The sequence below is a fragment of the Caballeronia sordidicola genome (assembly GCF_002220365.1).
Lineage (GTDB): Bacteria > Pseudomonadota > Gammaproteobacteria > Burkholderiales > Burkholderiaceae > Caballeronia > Caballeronia sordidicola_C.
Genome location: NZ_MTHB01000222.1, coordinates 1 through 17450, shown reverse-complemented (window position 1 = coordinate 17450; position 17450 = coordinate 1). Strand labels below are relative to the sequence as shown.

Here is a 17450-nt window from a genome sequence, read left to right as displayed (position 1 = left end):
GATGAAACTCAGAATCATCTGCATTTTCGCCCTAGTCCTGTTAAATGCCTGCGCGACAGGGAACCCAGCGTTCCAAGAGGCTCAGGCGCTGCGCGCACAGGGTCGCACTGAGGAGAGCCTGGTTAAGTTTGGACAAGCGCGCCAGCTCGATCCAAACAACGCGCAGATCCGCATGGCCTATGAGACATACCGCGAGCAGGTAATCACACAGTTTCTGAGCGATGCGAACGATGCGCTTCTGAAATCCAACTACGCCCAGGCAACGCTGATTTATCAACGGATTTTGGCAACCGACCCGGGCAACCGGCGAGCGCTTGATGGTCTGCGCCGGGTGCAGCGCGCGCCGGTTGATGGTCAACTGTTGCACGCAGCGGAGAACGCGTTAGCTGCGAAAGACGAGGAAGGTGCGCGCCAACAACTGCGCATGATTCTCGCTGAAGAGCCGGATCATGCGCGAGCAAGAGAATTGCTCGGGCTCATCGAGCAACGCACGCAAAGCCCGACCAACAGCCCCGAGCTCGCCGAGGCCTATCGGCGCACAATTTCCCTCGATTTTAGTGAAGCCAGCATTAAACAGGTGTTCGAAATCCTATCGAAGACGTCCGGGCTGAACTTCGTGTTTGACAAAGATGTGCACATGGACCAGAAGGTAACAGTCTACTTGCGCAAGACGTCCATCAAGGATGCGATCAACACGGTCTTGCTGACCGGCCAACTAGCCCAGCGTGTGCTCGATAAAAGCACCGTGCTGATATACCCGGACACGACGGCCAAGCAAAAGGACTATCAGCCGCTCACAGTGAGATCGTTTTTTCTGGCCAATGCGGAAGCTGAAGATGTCGCGGCAAGCCTTAAGACGCTGCTCAAAACCCGTGACATTGTCGTCGACAAAAAGCAAAACATGATCCTCATGCGCGACACGCCTGAGGCAATCAGTCTGGCCGAACGTATCGTTGCGCTCCACGATCTCTCGGAACCCGAGGTGATGCTCGAAGTCGAAGTGCTCGAAGTCAACCGTGATCGCCTGACGAACCTCGGTGTGACATTCCCCGACCAGCTGTCGCTCGTGCCACTCCCCTCAGGCACGGCTCTCACGCTTGCGGACATTTTGCACGCCCGGTCATCGACCACGGGCGCCACTATCTCGCCGCTTGTGATCAATGCGAAGGGAACCGACAACGACGCGAACTTGCTCGCCAACCCTCGGATTCGCGTGCGTAACAAGGAAACGGCAAAAATCCTGATCGGCGACAAGGTGCCGAACATTACGTCCACCTCCACCACGACCGGATTCGTCGCTGAAAATATTCAGTACCTCGACGTCGGGCTCAAACTTGAGGTGACACCGACCATCTCGATCAACGATGAGGTTGCAATCAAGATTTCGCTCGAAGTGAGCACCATCGCCAATCAAGTGACGACCACCACTGGATCCCTCGCCTACACCATCGGTACGCGAAGCGCATCGACCGTCCTGCGTTTGCGAGACGGCGAGAATCAGATCTTGGCGGGTTTGATCGATGACGAACGTACACGCACCTCCACCCATATTCCAGGGTTCGGAAACATCCCGATTTTAGGCCGCTTGTTCGGCACCGACCAGAATGAAAAGAAAAACGACGAAATCGTTCTGTCGATCACGCCACGCCTGATTCGCAATAAGCCGCGCATGCAACTGCAAACCATGGAGTTCCAGTCAGGAACCGAGTCGAGCCTACGCGACATGAGCATTCACTCGAACAATACGAGCGATGACGATCGTTCAAACGCTGCGGGAACCCCGTCGCCCAAAGGTAACGCATCGCCGGAGACAAATCCGAATCAGACGGATGGATTGCAATGGCGCGGACCGCTCCAGGTCAAAACCGGCGATACGTTCCGGGTCGATCTCGATATGAAGCCAACGCAACCGCTCGCGAGCCTGCCGATGGTTATCGGATACGATCCCAAGCAAGTCGAAGTGCTGGACGTCAAAGAAGGGCCATTCCTCGCGCAAGGCGGGGTCGCCACACTGTTCACACAACGCGTTGATCGCAGCGTCGGACAGATTTACGTAACCGACGCGCGTAATAGCGACCTCAAGGCGGCCACTGGCGCCACCGCCACGGCGACGGTTCTTTCACTCACCTTCAAGGCGCTCTCGCCGTCCGCTTCTGCCCAGATCCGGGTGATCAGCGCGGCGGGCGCAACGCCCGACGGCACCGCGGTCAATATTCAGTTGCCCGCCCCCCAATCGGTTCTCATTAGCCCATGACGACGGTGAGTCAAAAACAATGCTGGACGCCCGGCGCAAAGCGTTCGAAAGGGTTCACCCTCATCGAGCTTGTGATTACGCTCGGGATCCTGGCGGTGCTTGCGAGCGCCGTTCTTCCTGTCGTCCAACGCGAAATCCAGCGGCATAAAGAAGCGCAACTGAGCAATGCGCTTAAAGAGATCAGAGCGGCGATCGATGCATACAAGCTGGCCGGCGACGAGGGCCGGTTTGTGCGGCCGGCTCAAGGGACGGGCTACCCTGCGAGCTTACAAGCGCTCGTGGATGGCGTAGAAGATGCGCATGACCCAAACAAAGCGAAGATCTTTTTCCTGCGTCGCATCCCGACTGACCCGATGGTCAACGAAGGTGCACCTGCAAATAGTCAGACATGGTCGACGCGCTCATATGCGAGCGAAGCGACCGACCCGCAACCCGGTGATGATGTCTACGACGTTGCGTCTCGTTCCACGCGGCGAGGGCTCAATGGCATCCCCTATGCGAAGTGGTGACCTCATGACGCGCCCCCCCGACTCGTGCTGCGGACGGCGTAAGCTACCGCACAATCAGGGCTTTACGCTCATCGAATTGTTGGTTGTTCTCGCCATTATTGCGGTGTTGCTGACGTTGTCGGTGCCGAACTATTTTCATACGATCGACCGTTCCCGCGAAGCCGTGCTTCGCGAGAATCTTAAAACAACGCGGGACACGATCGACAAGTTTTACGGTGACACGGGGCGCTATCCGGACACCCTGCAGGAGCTAGTCGACAAGCACTATTTGAGGACGGTGCCGGTTGATCCGGTTGCGCGAGCGTCGAATTGGTCGCTGATCGCTCCGCAAGATCCTGATAAGGGACTGGTCTACGACCTGAAGAGCACTGCCGCCGGTAACGCGGCCGATGGTACCGCCTATGGAGACTGGTGAGATGCGTTTGTCGAACCGCGTTCACCGCTCAGGGCAAGTCGGCTTCTCCTACATCGGCACGTTGATCTTGATTTCCATTCTCGCGATCACCGTATCGGCACAACTCGTTCTCGGCGCCGCACAGCACCGACGCAGGGTCGACGAAGAGTTACTTTATCGAGGCAGTCTGTATCGCGAGGCATTGCAGGGTTACTACCTCGCGACACCTCCCGGCCAGCCGCGCTATCCAAACGCGCTCGAGGATCTTCTTCGCGACCCGAGGTACCCCGGCGTTAAAAGATACCTGCGCCAGCTCTACGCCGATCCCGCAGCGCCCGAAGCTCCATGGGAACTAATCGTCGCGCCAGAAGGTGGAATACTCGGCGTGCGCAGCTCATCGAAGGCCAAGCCCATCAAGCGGGCGAACTTCCCGGAGATCTACCAAAGCTTCGAGAACAAAGATGCCTATCACGATTGGACATTCCTATTCCTTCCAGCGGCCGCTGGCGTCACTCCAGTTTCACCGTCAACATTAAAATCCCCTTGATAATTCCGATCCCGCGGTTATGCCTCTATCAAACGAAAGAACTCACTCGTGGAGCGATTCTTTTCGTCCTTGCAATATCTCTGACCGCGTGCGGCGTAACCCCACGGTTTGACGCCAACGCGTATGCGAATAAAGCCCTGAAGGTTGGCGACTCGCATGTCCGCCGAACGGGATTTCCGATATGCGCCCAAGCACGTCCCGACCCTGACGGAGACGGACTGTGTGACCGCCGTTTGTTCGTCGGCGTTGCCATTTCCGGGGGCGGCAGCCGCGCTGCGAATTTTGGACTCGGGGCGCTATTGCAACTTCAAGAACTCGGCCTTCTGGACGAGACCACTGCAATATCGTCCGTATCGGGCGGCTCGCTGGCCGCATCATATGTTGCTCTATTTGGGATTGATTCGGACGCGGCATTCGACAGCGCGGCACGGGCCCTCCGGCAGGATTTCTTATCCGGTTGGGTATGGCGCTCGCTTAGCCCCCAGCGGATACTACAGGTCAATTTTTCGCATTCGACCGCGACCCGGACCTTGGCCGACACGTTTGACGAACTGCTTTACCACGGAAAGACATTTTCTGACCTTGGTAATTTCGCGCCAGCTAAACCGTATCTATATTTAAACGCAGCGCTTCAAAATCCTGTTTCCGCGCGGTCTCAACTGGCGACGCGAGGCGAAAATACACCCAGCACTGACTTACAGGGCTTCACTTTCTCAACGGCTGCTTTTGACGAACTGGGTTCAAATCTTGGATCCTACCGAATTGCTGACGCGGTCGCAGCCTCCGGCGCTTATCCCGGGCTGTTCGAGCCGATGGTACTCAAGAATTTTCAGGATATCCAGTTACCTGGGGATCCTCCATCCGAGTACCTGCATCTTTCAGACGGTGGTGCGGCCGATAATTTGGGTGTCGATGCTCTTATACGGGCCCTTCAGGAATTCGAAGCCGACGGACTTGATCTACACAATCAGAAGAAGGCATGCTTGCTTATTATCGTTGACGCTGCTGCACATGACCCAGCTCTAAGGCCAGGATCTTTGCCCGATCTGCGCGACGGTCCGATGAATAGTGTCGTTAGCTCGTCAATATACAGAGCCTTTGACCTGCTCCTTGATCGACGTCGTGAAGACGAACTGGCCGCTTTAGGTATTGATCAAGCTTCAGACAATCCGCTGCGCTTCCGTTCAGCGGTCAACATTGCTCTTGGCAATTATAGTTACCTAGACAGCGGATTCTCAAAAGTCCGAAGCCGCAGTCCGATTTACACGTTGGCGCCTGCGAACGACAGTCCGAATTACCATACGTCGGTTTCATGTGCCGTATGGCATGTATCCTTCGATCACATGAACGAGGTCGCTACAGGCAGGAGTAAATTTCAGCAAGAGAACTTCGGGCCTTGGCCTTGGATCCACGAAAAACCTATTCCAAGTCGAGGACGCGAGATCGAAAAACTGGAATACCTTGTGAACTCGGTCGCGACAAACTACCGTTTAGAACTTTCTGGGCGTAGCCGGTGCTCAACTACTACGATACAAAATTCGTTGTTTGACGCGTCGCGAGTACTGATGCGCGACGATGTCCGGACGCTTCTAGAGCTCTCGGAATGGCTACGGTCCAAAGATCGAGAAGATCTTGCAAAGTCGGTCCTCGATTCGGAGTTGTTTGAGGTACCCGTGGCGACTGCTCCGTTTTATACGACACATCGACCCGGACCACATTCCGAAGCGAACGCGTGGATCGAGTGCGATTGAGAAATGCATCGCGCCTGAGTCAATTTAGAGCAGCCCGCCAAAAAAATTGGGTTGTCACTATTGCGTCGAGCGGAGGCATTCGGCGTACAGATCGCGGGACCGGCCTAGCCAGGCCGACGCGTAGCTCCGTGCTCACGCGTCAAACAGTGGATCACCGCCGATAGAAACATCGCGATAGACTCCGGCAGCATCGCCGTCGTGCCAGACAGCGCGAAGATCGCTCCATTAAAAATGTGCTGTGCGGCTACGCTATATCGATAAGCCGTCTTATCGCAACTAGCGTGTCAAAGGTCTAAACTGGCGTTTATGAAAACGCGCCAATCTCTTCCAAACAAAATTGCGGAAAGAGAACCGGAAGATTTACCGGACGTGGCGCAACTGTCGGCGCTGCGTGCGTGGTATGCGGGCCTGAGCGCCCGCGAAGCGGTGGTTCGATTCCTAGCTGCAACGAAAGCGCCGGGAGAGTCATCGCGCGGCATTCTAGGGCGTATACGAACCCGCCTAGTCACGTTCGCCCATGCTCACCACCGCCCTGATGTGGCAGCGCTGTTTCAGCACACGGCGGCGCAACGCGAAGAGCGATGCAATGACGTAAGCCGGGCGATTGAGGTACTTCGGTGCCTACCCGCGCCCCAGCCACAGATCAGCGACGACATTGGCCTGTGGCTACCCGCACGCTCTGTCGCCGCGTTACGCGCACACGGCATTGATTCGCTCGCGGACCTGACCGTGCGCATCCCGCGCCGGCGCCGCTGGTGGATCACTATCACCGGTTTGGGGCCAGCAAGAGCCAAGCAAATTGAAAACTTGTTTGCTGCGCATTCGCAACTGACCGAGCGTGCGCGCGCATTAATTGTCGCGGCCGGTCCCACCGTGGTCACGCCGTGGAAACTCTTCGGCTGCCACACGAGGTAGACGGGTCCAGCGGAGGTTTCAGGGCTCCGCAGCATATGTGTACGCTCAATGCGAGCAACGATTACGAGGCGGTTCAAGCCTGGTTGTCGCTACACGAAGCGGAAGCTACCCGGCGGGCCTATCGCAAGGAAGCCGAACGACTGATGCTATGGGCGATCGTGGAGCGTCAGCGCGCATTGTCGTCGCTCACGACCGACGATGCGATCGGGAGTCGCGATCCGGCACGCACTTTTTCCCATGCAGAAAGCCTGAGCAATGGCATTTCGGGTTCGAGACTTGTGGTGCTTGAAACGGGCCATACGTCGTGCGTCGAAGCACCCGACGAGTTCGCCGAAGTAATACGCTACGTCGTTGAGCAAGGACTAGGAGTCGGCACCGGAAGCGCAGATTAGCTGTCGGTCTACCGGTGTCAGTAAATGTGTGTGCGAGGCATTGCGGTTCCAGATCAATGAACGCCCTACCCTCTTTTCAGTCTCGCACTCGACAAGTTTCGGAGACCGTCTAATTCGCTTCTATGCGCAACACACGCGAGCGGCGACCATATGAGCTTGTCTCTAAGGAGAGCGCGCCATTCCGGGGGCTGGCGTCACCGACCGGTTTTTCGACTGTCAGGCGCCGCCCTGCTCTGCCTTTCCTGCGGGCGCGCAGTAGCGTGGAAATGCTCACTCGATTGCTCGGCCGCGTCCTGGTAGGTCATTCCCTGCTTGATCAGGGACAAGCCCTTGTGCACCAGGCGCCGTGTCGCGTTGGGTCGGCCGAGGCGCTTGCCGCTGGCGCGCGCCTCGGCCAGGCCAGCGCGGACACGTTCCCGAATAAGCTCCCTTTTGAATTCCGCGACCGCGGACAGCAAATGCGCCTGTATCCGGCCCATTGGCGTGCTCATGTCGATCTGGTCAGGTACCACGAAGGCCACTCCAAGCGCTTCCAATTCCGCCACTGTGAGGTTCAGGTCTTGCAGCTGCGCCCCCAAACGGTCCAAGGCCTGAACCAGGATCACATCGACGGCACGGGTGCGCGCCAGTTGCATGACCTCTTCGCGCAGCGGCCGCTTTGGTGACGCGCTGCTGGAGGCTTCCTGCATCTCCCGCACGATCTTCCGGCCGCGGGCTTGCGCGTAGTTGCGCAATTCCCCCCGTTGCCGGTCGGTGGATTGGTCCCGGGGTGTGCACACGGGTATAGACCGCCGCACGCATGGTCAACCCCCCCCCCGATTTTCGTGTCTAGATCCCTAGTCCTGACGGTCCACTACTAAGCTTAGGTGACGATGACAAACGCAACCAGCGCCGTGGCTTACCGGCTCCACGTATGGATTCGCCAGATCAGTCCAATGATCTGGCGCCGGTTACTGGTGAGCAGCGACAGCACGATCGCCGACCTGCATTACACGCTGCAGATTGCCTTCGGCTGGAGCGACGCGCATTTGAATCTGTTTCACATCCATGGCCAGGACTATGGCGTGTACCACGACGGCGGCACGAGCTTCTTGACTCAATCCGACCACGTTCGACTGTGCGATTTCAAATTCCGTATCAACGAACGCTTCCGCTACAAGTACGACTTCGGGGACGACTGGCAACACGAAGTGCGCGTTGAAGCGCGCCTGGCGTGGGACGAAAAGCGCACCTACCCGTGCTGCATTGGCGGCAAGCGACGGGCGCCGCCGGAAGGCTGCGGTGGCCCTCTGGCCTTCATGACACGACGGGATGCAGTCCTGTCACACGTTGAGGATTTACTCGAGGACATCCAGGATGATCTGGAAGCCAACGACATCGAGGCCATTCGGGATCGGAGCGTGGATATCGAAGAGTTGCGCGACTGGCTGACGTTGGATGATTTTGACCGGCGCGGGATCAACCGCCGGCTCGAGCAGTACGCGATCCACGATGAGGCCGCGATGCGGCAATCGACAGGAGCTGGCGATGAAAGTGCGAATCCAGGTAGTCATTGAAGCCGAAAACGGTGAACCGGAGAAGGTCGAGGAAATCGCCCGGCTGGAGCGCGGTGCGCTGCACCCGGAGGAACTCGGCCTGACACTCGCGGAGGCGAAAGTGTTGCTACACGGCATGCAGCAGGCCGTGGTCACCGAGCAGATCGTGGAATACCTCGAGAAATTCAAGACTTGCCCAGACTGCGGAGCGCACCGGACCCGGAAAGGGCGACATCCCCTCGTTTATCGGACCCTGTTCGGGAAATTCAACCTCGTCAGCCCCCGTCTTTACGACTGCCCCTGCCAAAACCACGGCCGCCATAGTTCAAGCCCCCTGGCAGAGCTGCTGAGCTCGCATTGCGCGCCGGAACTGCTGTATCTGGAGACCAGGTTCGCTTCGCTGATGTCCTATGGGCTGAGCGTTGAGTTGCTAACGGAAATCCTGCCGATCGCCGAAGAGATCAGCTCCACGTCCATGCGGCGCCACCTGCAACGCGTTGCCGAACGGATCGAGGGTGAGCTGGGCGAGGAACAGTTCCAGTTCATTGAAGGTTGTCCCGGCGATTGGGCGAAACAACCTCCACCGGGACCACCCTTGACGGTCGGCCTGGACGGCGGCTATGTGCATGCTTCGGACCAGAAGTCGAAATCCGAAGGTTGGTTCGAGGTGATTGCCGGCAAGAGTGTCCAGACCGAGGGCGGCGCCAAGGTGTTTGCATTCGTCAACAAGTACGACACCAAGCCCAAGCGCCGGCTTTACGAGGTGCTGAAATCGCAGGGTCTGCAAATGAATCAACAAGTCGTGTTTCTGTCGGATGGCGGCGACACCGTACGTGATCTGCAGCACTATCTCAGCCCCGAATCCGAACATCTGCTCGACTGGTTCCACATCACCATGCGCTTGACCGTCATGAGGCAGATGATCAAGGGGATGACGGCGGAACTGAAGCCCGATGACAAACACCCGGAAACTGCCGCCGTGCTGGCCGATCTGGAGAGACACCTGGACAGCCTCAAATGGAATCTCTGGCACGGCAATGTCCTGCACGCCCTGCAACGGATCAGTGACCTGGATGACGGCCTGGGGATGCTGGAAGAAAACCCGGCGAACAGGAAGAAGCTGGAGAAGGCAGTACGGGAATTCCAAAGCTATATCGAAGCCAACCAGGCGTTCATTCCGAACTACGGCGACCGCTACCGGCACGACGAGACGATCTCCACAGCGTTTGTCGAGTCGACCGTGAACTACGTGGTCAGCAAGCGCTTTGTGAAAAAACAGCAGATGCGTTGGAGCCAGCGCGGCGCACATCTGCTGCTGCAAACCCGCGTGCAGGTCCTGAACGACGATCTGCGGAAAACCTTCGGTCGCTGGTTCCCTGGGATGAGAGGGGAAGAACCAGCGGCACTAAAGGAGGCGGCTTAGAGATTCCAGCCCCCGGAATGGCGCGCTCTCCATCTATTCAGCGTAACTTCAGAAACATCGGGGCTGGGAACCATGCCCTCCTACCACATGTTGGAGGGACGAGTCTCGGGTTGAGCTTTCGGCAACATTCGTTTGCAAGCCGATGCGAGCGGGCTGAGGATGACCTCGAACGGCGGCTCATCCTGATTGTTTAAGCGCGAAGGCGCTCTTCGATTGAGTTCCGCTTCGGCGCGCGCAAGGCGCTGTGCCACCATCGCGGCCCTCTTGAAGCGCTGTGCATCGACGAGGGTTGCATCCCGTTCGAAGGTAGGCTCATTGCCATTTTTTAGGAATACTAATTGAACACTCTTGGCTCTCACATCGCGAATGGTGCCGACTTATTTCTAGCTACGGAAACGGCAAATAGATCGTCACGGTTGCGTTGTCGAAAGCGGGCTGGGCGTGAGCAAGCGCGTCGGTTACTGAGGCTGACCTCGGCCTCGGAGCACCGGGACCGTCCCCTCCTCGATGTTTCTTTCCCTTGCATGAATCATGATCGTCTCGCGGCGATCTTGTTTTTTCCGTCACGAGTAACAAATAGTCGAATCGGATTGGATCACATAAAAATCGATGATCCAGCTGGTCAAGCCAGGAATGAAAGATCTGCAACCTTTGAAAGCGAGGTGCCGGTCATGTCTCTTTCGTCCGACCTCCACAACTATGATGGGGCCCCTACGGATTGCGTGTCACCTGCATGCGCAGTGTGCTCGCCTAAGTGACGTTGTTCACTCCCCGCCGTCTCTGTCATCACCTCAAGTCTGCGTGCCAAATTCGGGCGAATCTCGAAGACTTTCTCAATAACAGTCAGTCGTAAGAAGTAGCCCCGCGTAACTTCTCGAGACCATGCGACTATCCATCAGCTTTGGACATTGGGTTGAGCAGCAACATCTCTTCGAACGCCGGCGCATGTGGCCCGAAGGAGCTGTTTCATGTCCTGGAGGCGTGCAGAAATAGCTGCTGTTGTCGCCGGTTTGATGTTGAGCTTAGTGACCTCCTTCGGATCGCTCTCCGTTCGAACGACAACGCTAGCGACCAAAGATACGGACGTGCACTTCTCGGCAAATGCAGCATCGTGTGACGGTGATGCGCACAGCAGAAGCCCGGCTCGAAGTGCTGCGGCAAAATCGGGTTTCCAACCGGCCGCAGATACGCGCGACCGCGGCTCACGGCAATCGCGAATGGTGATTTCGCTGCCATCCGCAGAAATCTCAAAGCGCCGGATGGTGGCTTCGTCGTAAAAGACTTGGCCGACGTGACGCGCTACGAGATCGTCAACAGCTTTGGTCTCATTTGCCCGCGTGCGTCGTTCGTGAATCTTTGCGTGATGCGAGCGAAGTTGGTGGCCAAAGTCGACAGGCGAACGGAGCAAAGACCGGAGATAGCTGATGGGGCGTTTTGCCATGCTCAGGTGTTCCCAGGTGACTTCGACCACTTCTGTCAGAAGCTTGCCGTGTTGCTTTGCTTCCCGCATGAGTTTGAAAACTAGAAATTTATGAAAACCCAAGCTCAACAGACGTTGAAGGTCCAGTGGGAGCGTGCCTGGTTGTCTCTTTTGATTCTTAGGGAATAGATCCTTATATATACCTCCGTCTGCCACGGTGGCAGACGGGCGGGTCAACAAAGGATCGCATTCGACGACGGCTTCTGAAGCCTTTGAAATGGCGCACATGGATTGAGAAGTTTGTGCAACTGGTGGATTTTTTTCTTCGACAAATCCCAGCAGCTCGGCTGCTTTTTCCGTGAGATGGATATAGGCACGTCCGAATAACCCTGCGTCGCCATGGCGTTTCTGGGGAGCTCGCACGATGAGGCCGACTTGGGCGAGATCATCAAGACTGCGGTAGAACGTGCGCATGGACTGCAGGGCACGACCGGTGAGGAGTTCTCGACGGGCGAAGATAGCGCCGTACGGCTTTTGAGCGTCGACGGTACGGGCGAGTGCCGCGAGGAGGGCGCGTGAGCGTGAAGGGATGGCCGCAATGTGATTTGCGCGGTGCGCTGCCCGGAAGACTATCCAGGGCAGGTTGGAGCGATCACACGCGAAGTCCTCGAGCGCTTCATTGTCGAGGTTAGCGGGGTTCATTTCATGTGAAATAGGGCGATCGCCACCCTCGCCAGCAACGAAGCGTTGCGCGATAAGCATAGTCATACGTCCATTTAGAAAAATGGAAGACAAACGCTTGACTGCCGATCGCTATCCGCTACACTTCGAGATGTGAGTTCTGACCCGATACCAGTCGGGGAAGTGCGGCAGTAGGGTGAGCAACAGCAAGCCCAATATTCAAAAGCCTTCGGTACCAGCCGAAGGCTTTTGTTTTTTCTACATGGGTTACATCAAAGTCTCCAACGAAAATCTGGCTCTGGGAGTCGCAAAACTTCGACAAGTTCAAAGTGTGAAGTCATTGAATCAAAAGGATTATTTCAGTCCACATCTTGTTTAGAGAGGCGTGCACGCTCTTCCAAGACTGATTGAATGGCCCCACTTACAGCGCGTGCTTCATCAGCATTTTGAAATTCGAGTCGCAGGATGTTTTTTGTCTGCCTCAGGTCGCAGTAGGTCGATCGACCAGCGCGGATCCTGACAGCCGTCGCCTTTTCAGGCGCCTTCTTGTGTAGCGGACTCGACGCCGCCTTCACGGCACTGGCTTGATCCAACTCTCCTTTGGCCAGCCTTGCTACCGCCAAGCTAACCTGTCCGCCCCGCCCCTCTTTCGTCAGAGTCGCCATTGCGTGGGCTGCGTGCGCTCCAAGCATGTTTGGCTGCACCTGAAGCAATTGCTTTACGTCGCCGGGCAGCGCTTCAAATGCCATCAGCATCGACAAAAGCGCAGGCGACACGCCTGCTTGCTCGGCGAGTTTGGCCTGTGTGGCGGAAGGGTAGCGCTGCTGTATGTCTCTAAATCCAAGGTACTTTTCGTAGTCCGTTAAATCAGACTGGAAGAGATTGGCGTAGAAGGCACCAAGGTCAGCTTGATCGTCGGTGCCGTCGTTGATAACCGCACGAATTGTTGGGCGACCTAGCTCTCGGAAGGCGTCGATCCGATGATGTCCAGACACGATCTCGTATCCACCCAGCGCTCTACCTCTTACTGTGATCGGATGTACCAGCTCGTTCTGTCTCAAGTTTTCGCGTAATTCCGCATATTTCACCTCAGACAACATCTTCCGACGGCCAGGGACTTCGTGAAGCTCGCCAAGGGATAATTCGATCGCACCGCCACCTTTCTTTGCATCTTCGAGTTGTTCAGTTAGCGTCTGAATTTGGGCCGCATAACGCTGAGCCTCTAGCCGGAACGCTCCAAGCTGACCTGGCATGGTCACAGGCGCTTGATCAGCAATAGAAGGGCGAGATGTTGCCGCTACCTTATTTGCGAGGTCTGCGGTTTTCCCCATGAGTCGGTCTCTCAGCTTATTACTCGCCATCGCTATTCTCCTTCACGAGTTGAAGCTTCCAAGCGTTTTGCACTTCATTTTCGATTTCGTCGACTACCGAATCAAACGCGTCAATAGCGCGGTTGTACGTGCGCATGCTTCCTTCATAGGTGTGAAGGTCATAGATTGTTTTGAACTCAGCGCTTGCGTTCATCACCAAGTCGCTCTCTAGAACCTCGGAGCGAGCCAGCAACTCCGGATAGGTTTGTTGAATCCACGATTTCACAACGTCTGTAGTCGCGGCCGCCGGTTTGACCTTCGAAAGGACGATCTTGATAAAGCCGAATTGTTTTTCCACCGAGCGGCCCTCACTCAGTGACTTGAACAGCTCTGCAAATTGTCGAAAAAACTGCGTGCTGGAAGCGTAATCGAGCGTTTCCGGAGGTAGCGGAATGATCATCCCATCGGTTGCCATGAAAGAACCGATAGCTAAATAAGAGAGGGTAGGGGGAGTGTCGATGATAATTACGTCATACTTCTCCCGGATTGGCCCCATCGCGCTGTCGAGAACCCGCCAGAATTCGTACTGAGGGTCGGCCGCTTGCTTGTTTGGCAGATAGTAATCAGCGCCAAAAAGCGCGGGGGACGATGGAATAATGTCGAGTCCTTCCCAATAGCTAGGGATGCAGGCATAACTGAGATCCGGTTGCTCACCGTAGACCGCTGGCATTACGGTCATCTCTTCTGTTACCTCTGCATCCGGCACATACCCCATTAACGTTGTCGTCGACGCCTGTGGGTCTAGGTCCATCAACAAGACTTTGTGACCGTGCAAAGTCAAACCTTGAGCGAGGGCAACACTGTTGGTTGTTTTACCCACCCCCCCCTTGAAATTGCCGACGCATATGACAATTCCCTTCGCACCAGGGGGGCGTGTCTTATACGTTCCGACCGCGCGGACAAATGACTGCGCTTCCGCCAAGGTGAACTCACGGCTCCGACTTGACCCTTTCAGAGTTCCGGTCGGATATTCGCCCTTGTTCCCGCGAGTACAGAGGTAGTTGATTTGCGCGCGATCGAGCTTGCAAAGCTTTGCAAGACGAGAGGCCGTCAGAGAAGGGGGTGTCTTTCGCGGCCATGGCTCAAGGAGATCATCCCTCAATTTCGCGAGCGTGCTTTGCGCGCGATCAGCTATCTCCATCAATCGGTCGATGTCGATGGCTACGCGCGGAGGTGACAGTTCTCTAATTGCCATGTGTTTCCCGCTTTAAGCGTTTGTTATCGAAGAAGTAAAAAATCAGCAAAAATTGACGACAACACGTTCGATCGAATAATAGCGGGAAAATTTGTAAACCTAAAGCTTTACTTTAGGTTGGCGCTGCGCGGTGGGCACCTGTTTAGGAGTTTGAAAGTCATCCTGATGCTGTGCCAACTGAAGTTGGCTTAGACGCCACGCGGTTATCGATAGGTGCAAAGGAGCTAAGCCTCGGGCGGCTACGTCGATTCTGTCCTGACGACCGGCGTAGGCGTCGGCCTTTTAGGCTAATCAAAACGTTTGATTTTTTTAAGCCCCGTTACACAGACAGGGCCGAAAACTGCCTGAAGTTGAAAGTTTGCTGCAACGCGTTCTCACGCAAGCACTGTGCATCGCACCGCAGGCCGTGGAAAGAAGCATTTGCGCCACTGAGGCTAGTGATCAAAGTCCACCCTGCAACTAACAGTCGATCGCGCTGCCCCTCAGGTCTCGAACCTGCGGTAAAACGTAAGACTGGCGGATGTTCGGTGGCACGGATCTCGGTTCATGTGTTGCGGGATTTTATGCACGCATTCAGTGGACGCGCACACGGCCTGATGTTTTGAATTCGCTAGCGTCCTTTAGGCACCTTCAGACGGGCTTTTTACGGGACGGCGTTCTCTAATAATGCGAACTATCACGACGCGGATACCCCCATTCGCTGTGGTAATCTATGCGTTGCAAATGCAACGCATAGGAGTAATCAGATGAAAACCGCCTCTTTGCCGTCCCTGCGTGTGGATCCGGAACTTCGCCAAGCCGCCGAAAGCGTCCTGCTCGACGGAGAAAGTTTGTCATCGCTGATGGAGTCTTCCTTGCGCGCAAGCGTCAGCCGCCGGCAGATCCAAAGAGATTTCGTGGCGCGTGGCGTGCAGTCCCGCGATCGGGCGCGCCGTACGGGCGAATATTACGACGCGGCCGATGTGCATGCCGAACTGGAAGCGATGTTGGTCGCGGCGGAAACGACGCAGGGCAAACGTTGAGCTATCGGGTCCGCTATACGGCTGAAGCGCGCGCCGATTTGTTGCGCCTGTACGAGTTCTTGCTTGAACGAGACGCACCTGCCGCCCGGCGTGCACTTGACGCCATCCGCAAGGCGGCTGACATGCTCGAATCTTTTCCGTACACCTGCCGCAAGGTCGAGCCGGATAACGCTTATCTACGGGAGCTGGTCGTTTCGTTTGGCGACGCCGGCTATGTCGCGCTGTTTGAGATTGAGGACGAGCACACGGTCAACATTCTTGCCGTGCGGCATCAACGCGAGGACGACTATCACTGAGCGATGCGTCGGGAGGTGGGGAGCGCGCGGCAGAGGTGATGGGCGGGCGCGACCGACGGATGTGAGCGCTCAAGAAGAACTAAAAACCCCAAAAATCGCGATGTACCTTTATCTGATAATTGTTATTATCAGATAAGGTTTTAATGCGTAAAATCTCGGGTATCGCACTTTATCGCTGGCTTTGAGCTAATGATCTGCTTTAAACCTGGCGTTTCAGCAGGACGACGTTGCGTCAACGCGCGAAGGAGAGTGCTTGGCTAATCAGACCCAGCAACTGGCGTTGCCCGCACCACGCACCTACACGCGCACCGACTTCACCGCGCTGCGCGCATTCGTGCAACACATCGCGCCCGCGGTGATCGCTCGACGCTATTACGATCCGGATGATCGCGCGGTCTCACCCCAAGCGGCGACCCCGGACGCGATGGAGCGGTTTCTGCGCACGATGCTCGATGACCTGGTGCAGCTCGCGTTGCGCCACGGCTCGGCGGTGCTCGCCACCCACCTGAAAGCCTCCATCAAACAGCACGGCAGCGCGAAACTCACCGCCGTCACCCTGCGCATGGTCGAACAGGCCTCTACCTTGGCGGCCGCCGTGCCCGCGCCCGATCACGGCTTAGGTCTGTGGTTCCGGCCGCTGGTGACTAAAAGACTGGTGGGAGAAGGCATCCACACGCTCGGTCAGCTGATCGTCTACTGCAATTCGCACGGCGGCAGCTGGTGGCGCTCGGTGCCGCGCATCGGCCCCCATCGCGCACGCGTGATCGTCGCCTGGCTGCGCAGGCATGAGCGCACGCTCGGCGTGAAGGTTGATGCCGATGTCGACACCCGTCCGCTCGCGCTGGCCTCCGGTCTGGATAACGTCGTGGTGATCGGCGGCACAATCGAGGCACCCCGACTGGCGCCGTTCGAGCGCCTCGCGATCCCGACGGCGCTCTCCGGTGAGCACGGCACGAATCGCGCGCGCGAGTTCGCGTTCATCCGCGCGCAGCACGATCTCGCGGCGGTCCACGCGTATCTGAATCGCTATCGCGACCGGCCGCCGACGCTGCGCGTGTACACCAAGGAAATCGAGCGGCTGGTGTTGTGGCTGGTGGTCGTGCGCGGCGTGGCGCTCTCGTCGATGACGGTGGAAGACTGCGAGGCGTACAAAGATTTTTTAAAGGGGCCGGTCGCGAGTTTCGTTGGTCCGAAGCGCTCGCGAGCAAGCGGCCGGTGGAGACCTTTTACGCCGGAGGGGCTGTCGGCCGACAGTCAGGCGTATGCGGTGCGTGCGATTCGCGCGGCGTTTGCATGGTTGACGACGGTCCGCTATCTGGCGGGCAATCCGTGGAGCGCGGTGACGGATCCCGCGACGGTAACGAAGGAAGTTTCCGTGCAGGTCGACCGTGCGTTGACGGCCGATCTTTGGGTGCTTGTGCGCCGGGCACTCGATCAGCGCTGCGGGGATCAGCTGCTCAACGAAACGCCGGAACAAGTGCGACAGTGGCGAACCGCGCGCGCGGCGATTTTGCTGATGGGCGATTCGGGCTTGCGTCGCGAAGAAGCGGCGAACGCGGGGCGCCAGGATCTGCGCTCAATCCGTCATGTGGCGTCGGCGGGCTTCGCGAAAAAAGCGGGGGAGGGCGGGGCAGCGCAAGTTGAGATCTGGGCATTGAGCGTGGTCGGCAAGCGACGCCGGCAGCGGACGGTTCCGGTGAGCGCCGCGACGGTTCGCGCGTTGCGCGCGCACTGGATTGATCGCGG

General features: G+C 57.1%; 14 protein-coding genes and 1 pseudogene. 11 read left to right on the top strand and 4 right to left on the bottom strand.

What is annotated here, in order from left to right:
* The first annotated feature begins 1 nt into the window (after position 1).
* The 6 genes and pseudogenes from BSU04_RS30830 to BSU04_RS48100 form a co-directional block, all read left to right on the top strand.
* Complete coding sequence (locus BSU04_RS30830) at positions 2–2254, top strand: secretin N-terminal domain-containing protein (protein WP_089164074.1); 2253 nt, start codon at positions 2–4, stop codon at positions 2252–2254.
* A 5-nt stretch (positions 2255–2259) separates the two neighbouring features.
* Positions 2260–2763 carry a type II secretion system protein gene (locus BSU04_RS30825; RefSeq protein WP_256983480.1) on the top strand — a complete coding sequence of 168 codons (504 nt, stop codon included), beginning with the start codon at positions 2260–2262 and terminating at the stop codon, positions 2761–2763.
* A 4-nt stretch (positions 2764–2767) separates the two neighbouring features.
* Positions 2768–3178 (top strand): type II secretion system protein, encoded by a 411-nt coding sequence (locus tag BSU04_RS30820; RefSeq protein WP_089164088.1) that lies wholly within the window; start codon positions 2768–2770, stop codon positions 3176–3178.
* Position 3179: 1 nt separating this feature from the next.
* A complete protein-coding gene (locus BSU04_RS46735; RefSeq protein WP_179258492.1) occupies positions 3180–3704 on the top strand; it encodes a type II secretion system protein in 525 nt (174 codons plus the stop codon).
* Positions 3632–5455 carry a patatin-like phospholipase family protein gene (locus BSU04_RS30815; protein ID WP_179258491.1) on the top strand — a complete coding sequence of 608 codons (1824 nt, stop codon included), beginning with the start codon at positions 3632–3634 and terminating at the stop codon, positions 5453–5455. Before BSU04_RS46735 ends, BSU04_RS30815 begins: the two co-directional genes overlap by 73 nt.
* 306 nt (positions 5456–5761) lie before the next feature.
* Positions 5762–6585, top strand: a pseudogene (locus BSU04_RS48100) (phage integrase family protein); the annotation flags it as partial.
* A gap of 371 nt (positions 6586–6956) precedes the next feature.
* On the opposite strand, the gene BSU04_RS30805 reads toward BSU04_RS48100, so the two are convergent.
* On the bottom strand, positions 6957–7541 hold the full coding sequence (locus tag BSU04_RS30805; RefSeq protein ID WP_256983478.1) for a recombinase family protein: 585 nt from the start codon (positions 7539–7541) through the stop codon (positions 6957–6959).
* Between the two features lie 93 nt (positions 7542–7634).
* Here BSU04_RS30805 and BSU04_RS30800 point away from each other — a divergent pair, with 93 nt between their 5' ends.
* Both BSU04_RS30800 and BSU04_RS30795 read left to right on the top strand, forming a co-directional pair.
* Complete coding sequence (locus tag BSU04_RS30800) at positions 7635–8318, top strand: plasmid pRiA4b ORF-3 family protein (RefSeq protein WP_089164070.1); 684 nt, start codon at positions 7635–7637, stop codon at positions 8316–8318.
* On the top strand, positions 8290–9720 hold the full coding sequence (locus BSU04_RS30795) for an ISKra4 family transposase (protein WP_089164069.1): 1431 nt from the start codon (positions 8290–8292) through the stop codon (positions 9718–9720). The genes BSU04_RS30800 and BSU04_RS30795 overlap by 29 nt, the downstream gene beginning before the upstream one ends.
* A gap of 895 nt (positions 9721–10615) precedes the next feature.
* Here the strand turns inward: BSU04_RS30795 and BSU04_RS46730 are convergent.
* From BSU04_RS46730 to BSU04_RS30780, 3 genes are all read right to left on the bottom strand, one after another.
* Positions 10616–11902, bottom strand: a complete 1287-nt coding sequence (locus BSU04_RS46730; protein ID WP_179258489.1) for a replication protein O — start codon at positions 11900–11902, stop codon at positions 10616–10618.
* A gap of 278 nt (positions 11903–12180) precedes the next feature.
* Positions 12181–13182, bottom strand: a complete 1002-nt coding sequence (locus BSU04_RS30785; protein ID WP_089164068.1) for a ParB/RepB/Spo0J family partition protein — start codon at positions 13180–13182, stop codon at positions 12181–12183.
* On the bottom strand, positions 13172–14386 hold the full coding sequence (locus BSU04_RS30780; protein WP_089164067.1) for a ParA family protein: 1215 nt from the start codon (positions 14384–14386) through the stop codon (positions 13172–13174). The genes BSU04_RS30785 and BSU04_RS30780 overlap by 11 nt, the downstream gene beginning before the upstream one ends.
* Before the next feature lie 746 nt (positions 14387–15132).
* On the opposite strand from BSU04_RS30780, the gene BSU04_RS30775 reads away from it, so the two are divergent.
* The 3 genes from BSU04_RS30775 to BSU04_RS30765 all read left to right on the top strand — a co-directional run.
* A complete protein-coding gene (locus tag BSU04_RS30775) occupies positions 15133–15408 on the top strand; it encodes a YlcI/YnfO family protein (RefSeq protein ID WP_089164066.1) in 276 nt (91 codons plus the stop codon).
* Positions 15405–15704, top strand: coding sequence for a type II toxin-antitoxin system RelE/ParE family toxin (locus tag BSU04_RS30770; RefSeq protein ID WP_089164065.1), 300 nt, complete (start codon positions 15405–15407; stop codon positions 15702–15704). Before BSU04_RS30775 ends, BSU04_RS30770 begins: the two co-directional genes overlap by 4 nt.
* A gap of 253 nt (positions 15705–15957) precedes the next feature.
* Positions 15958–17450 (top strand): phage integrase family protein (locus tag BSU04_RS30765; RefSeq protein WP_089164064.1); only part of this gene is annotated, 1493 nt, incomplete at its 3' end.

Coding starts and splice junctions, on each gene's coding strand:
- BSU04_RS30830 (WP_089164074.1), top strand. CDS start 2: ATGAAACTCAGAATCATCTGCATTTTCGCCCTAGTCCTGTTAAATGCC.
- BSU04_RS30820 (WP_089164088.1), top strand. CDS start 2,768: ATGACGCGCCCCCCCGACTCGTGCTGCGGACGGCGTAAGCTACCGCAC.
- BSU04_RS46735 (WP_179258492.1), top strand. CDS start 3,180: ATGCGTTTGTCGAACCGCGTTCACCGCTCAGGGCAAGTCGGCTTCTCC.
- BSU04_RS30800 (WP_089164070.1), top strand. CDS start 7,635: ATGACAAACGCAACCAGCGCCGTGGCTTACCGGCTCCACGTATGGATT.
- BSU04_RS30795 (WP_089164069.1), top strand. CDS start 8,290: ATGAAAGTGCGAATCCAGGTAGTCATTGAAGCCGAAAACGGTGAACCG.
- BSU04_RS46730 (WP_179258489.1), bottom strand. CDS start 11,902: ATGCTTATCGCGCAACGCTTCGTTGCTGGCGAGGGTGGCGATCGCCCT.
- BSU04_RS30785 (WP_089164068.1), bottom strand. CDS start 13,182: ATGGCGAGTAATAAGCTGAGAGACCGACTCATGGGGAAAACCGCAGAC.
- BSU04_RS30780 (WP_089164067.1), bottom strand. CDS start 14,386: ATGGCAATTAGAGAACTGTCACCTCCGCGCGTAGCCATCGACATCGAC.
- BSU04_RS30775 (WP_089164066.1), top strand. CDS start 15,133: ATGAAAACCGCCTCTTTGCCGTCCCTGCGTGTGGATCCGGAACTTCGC.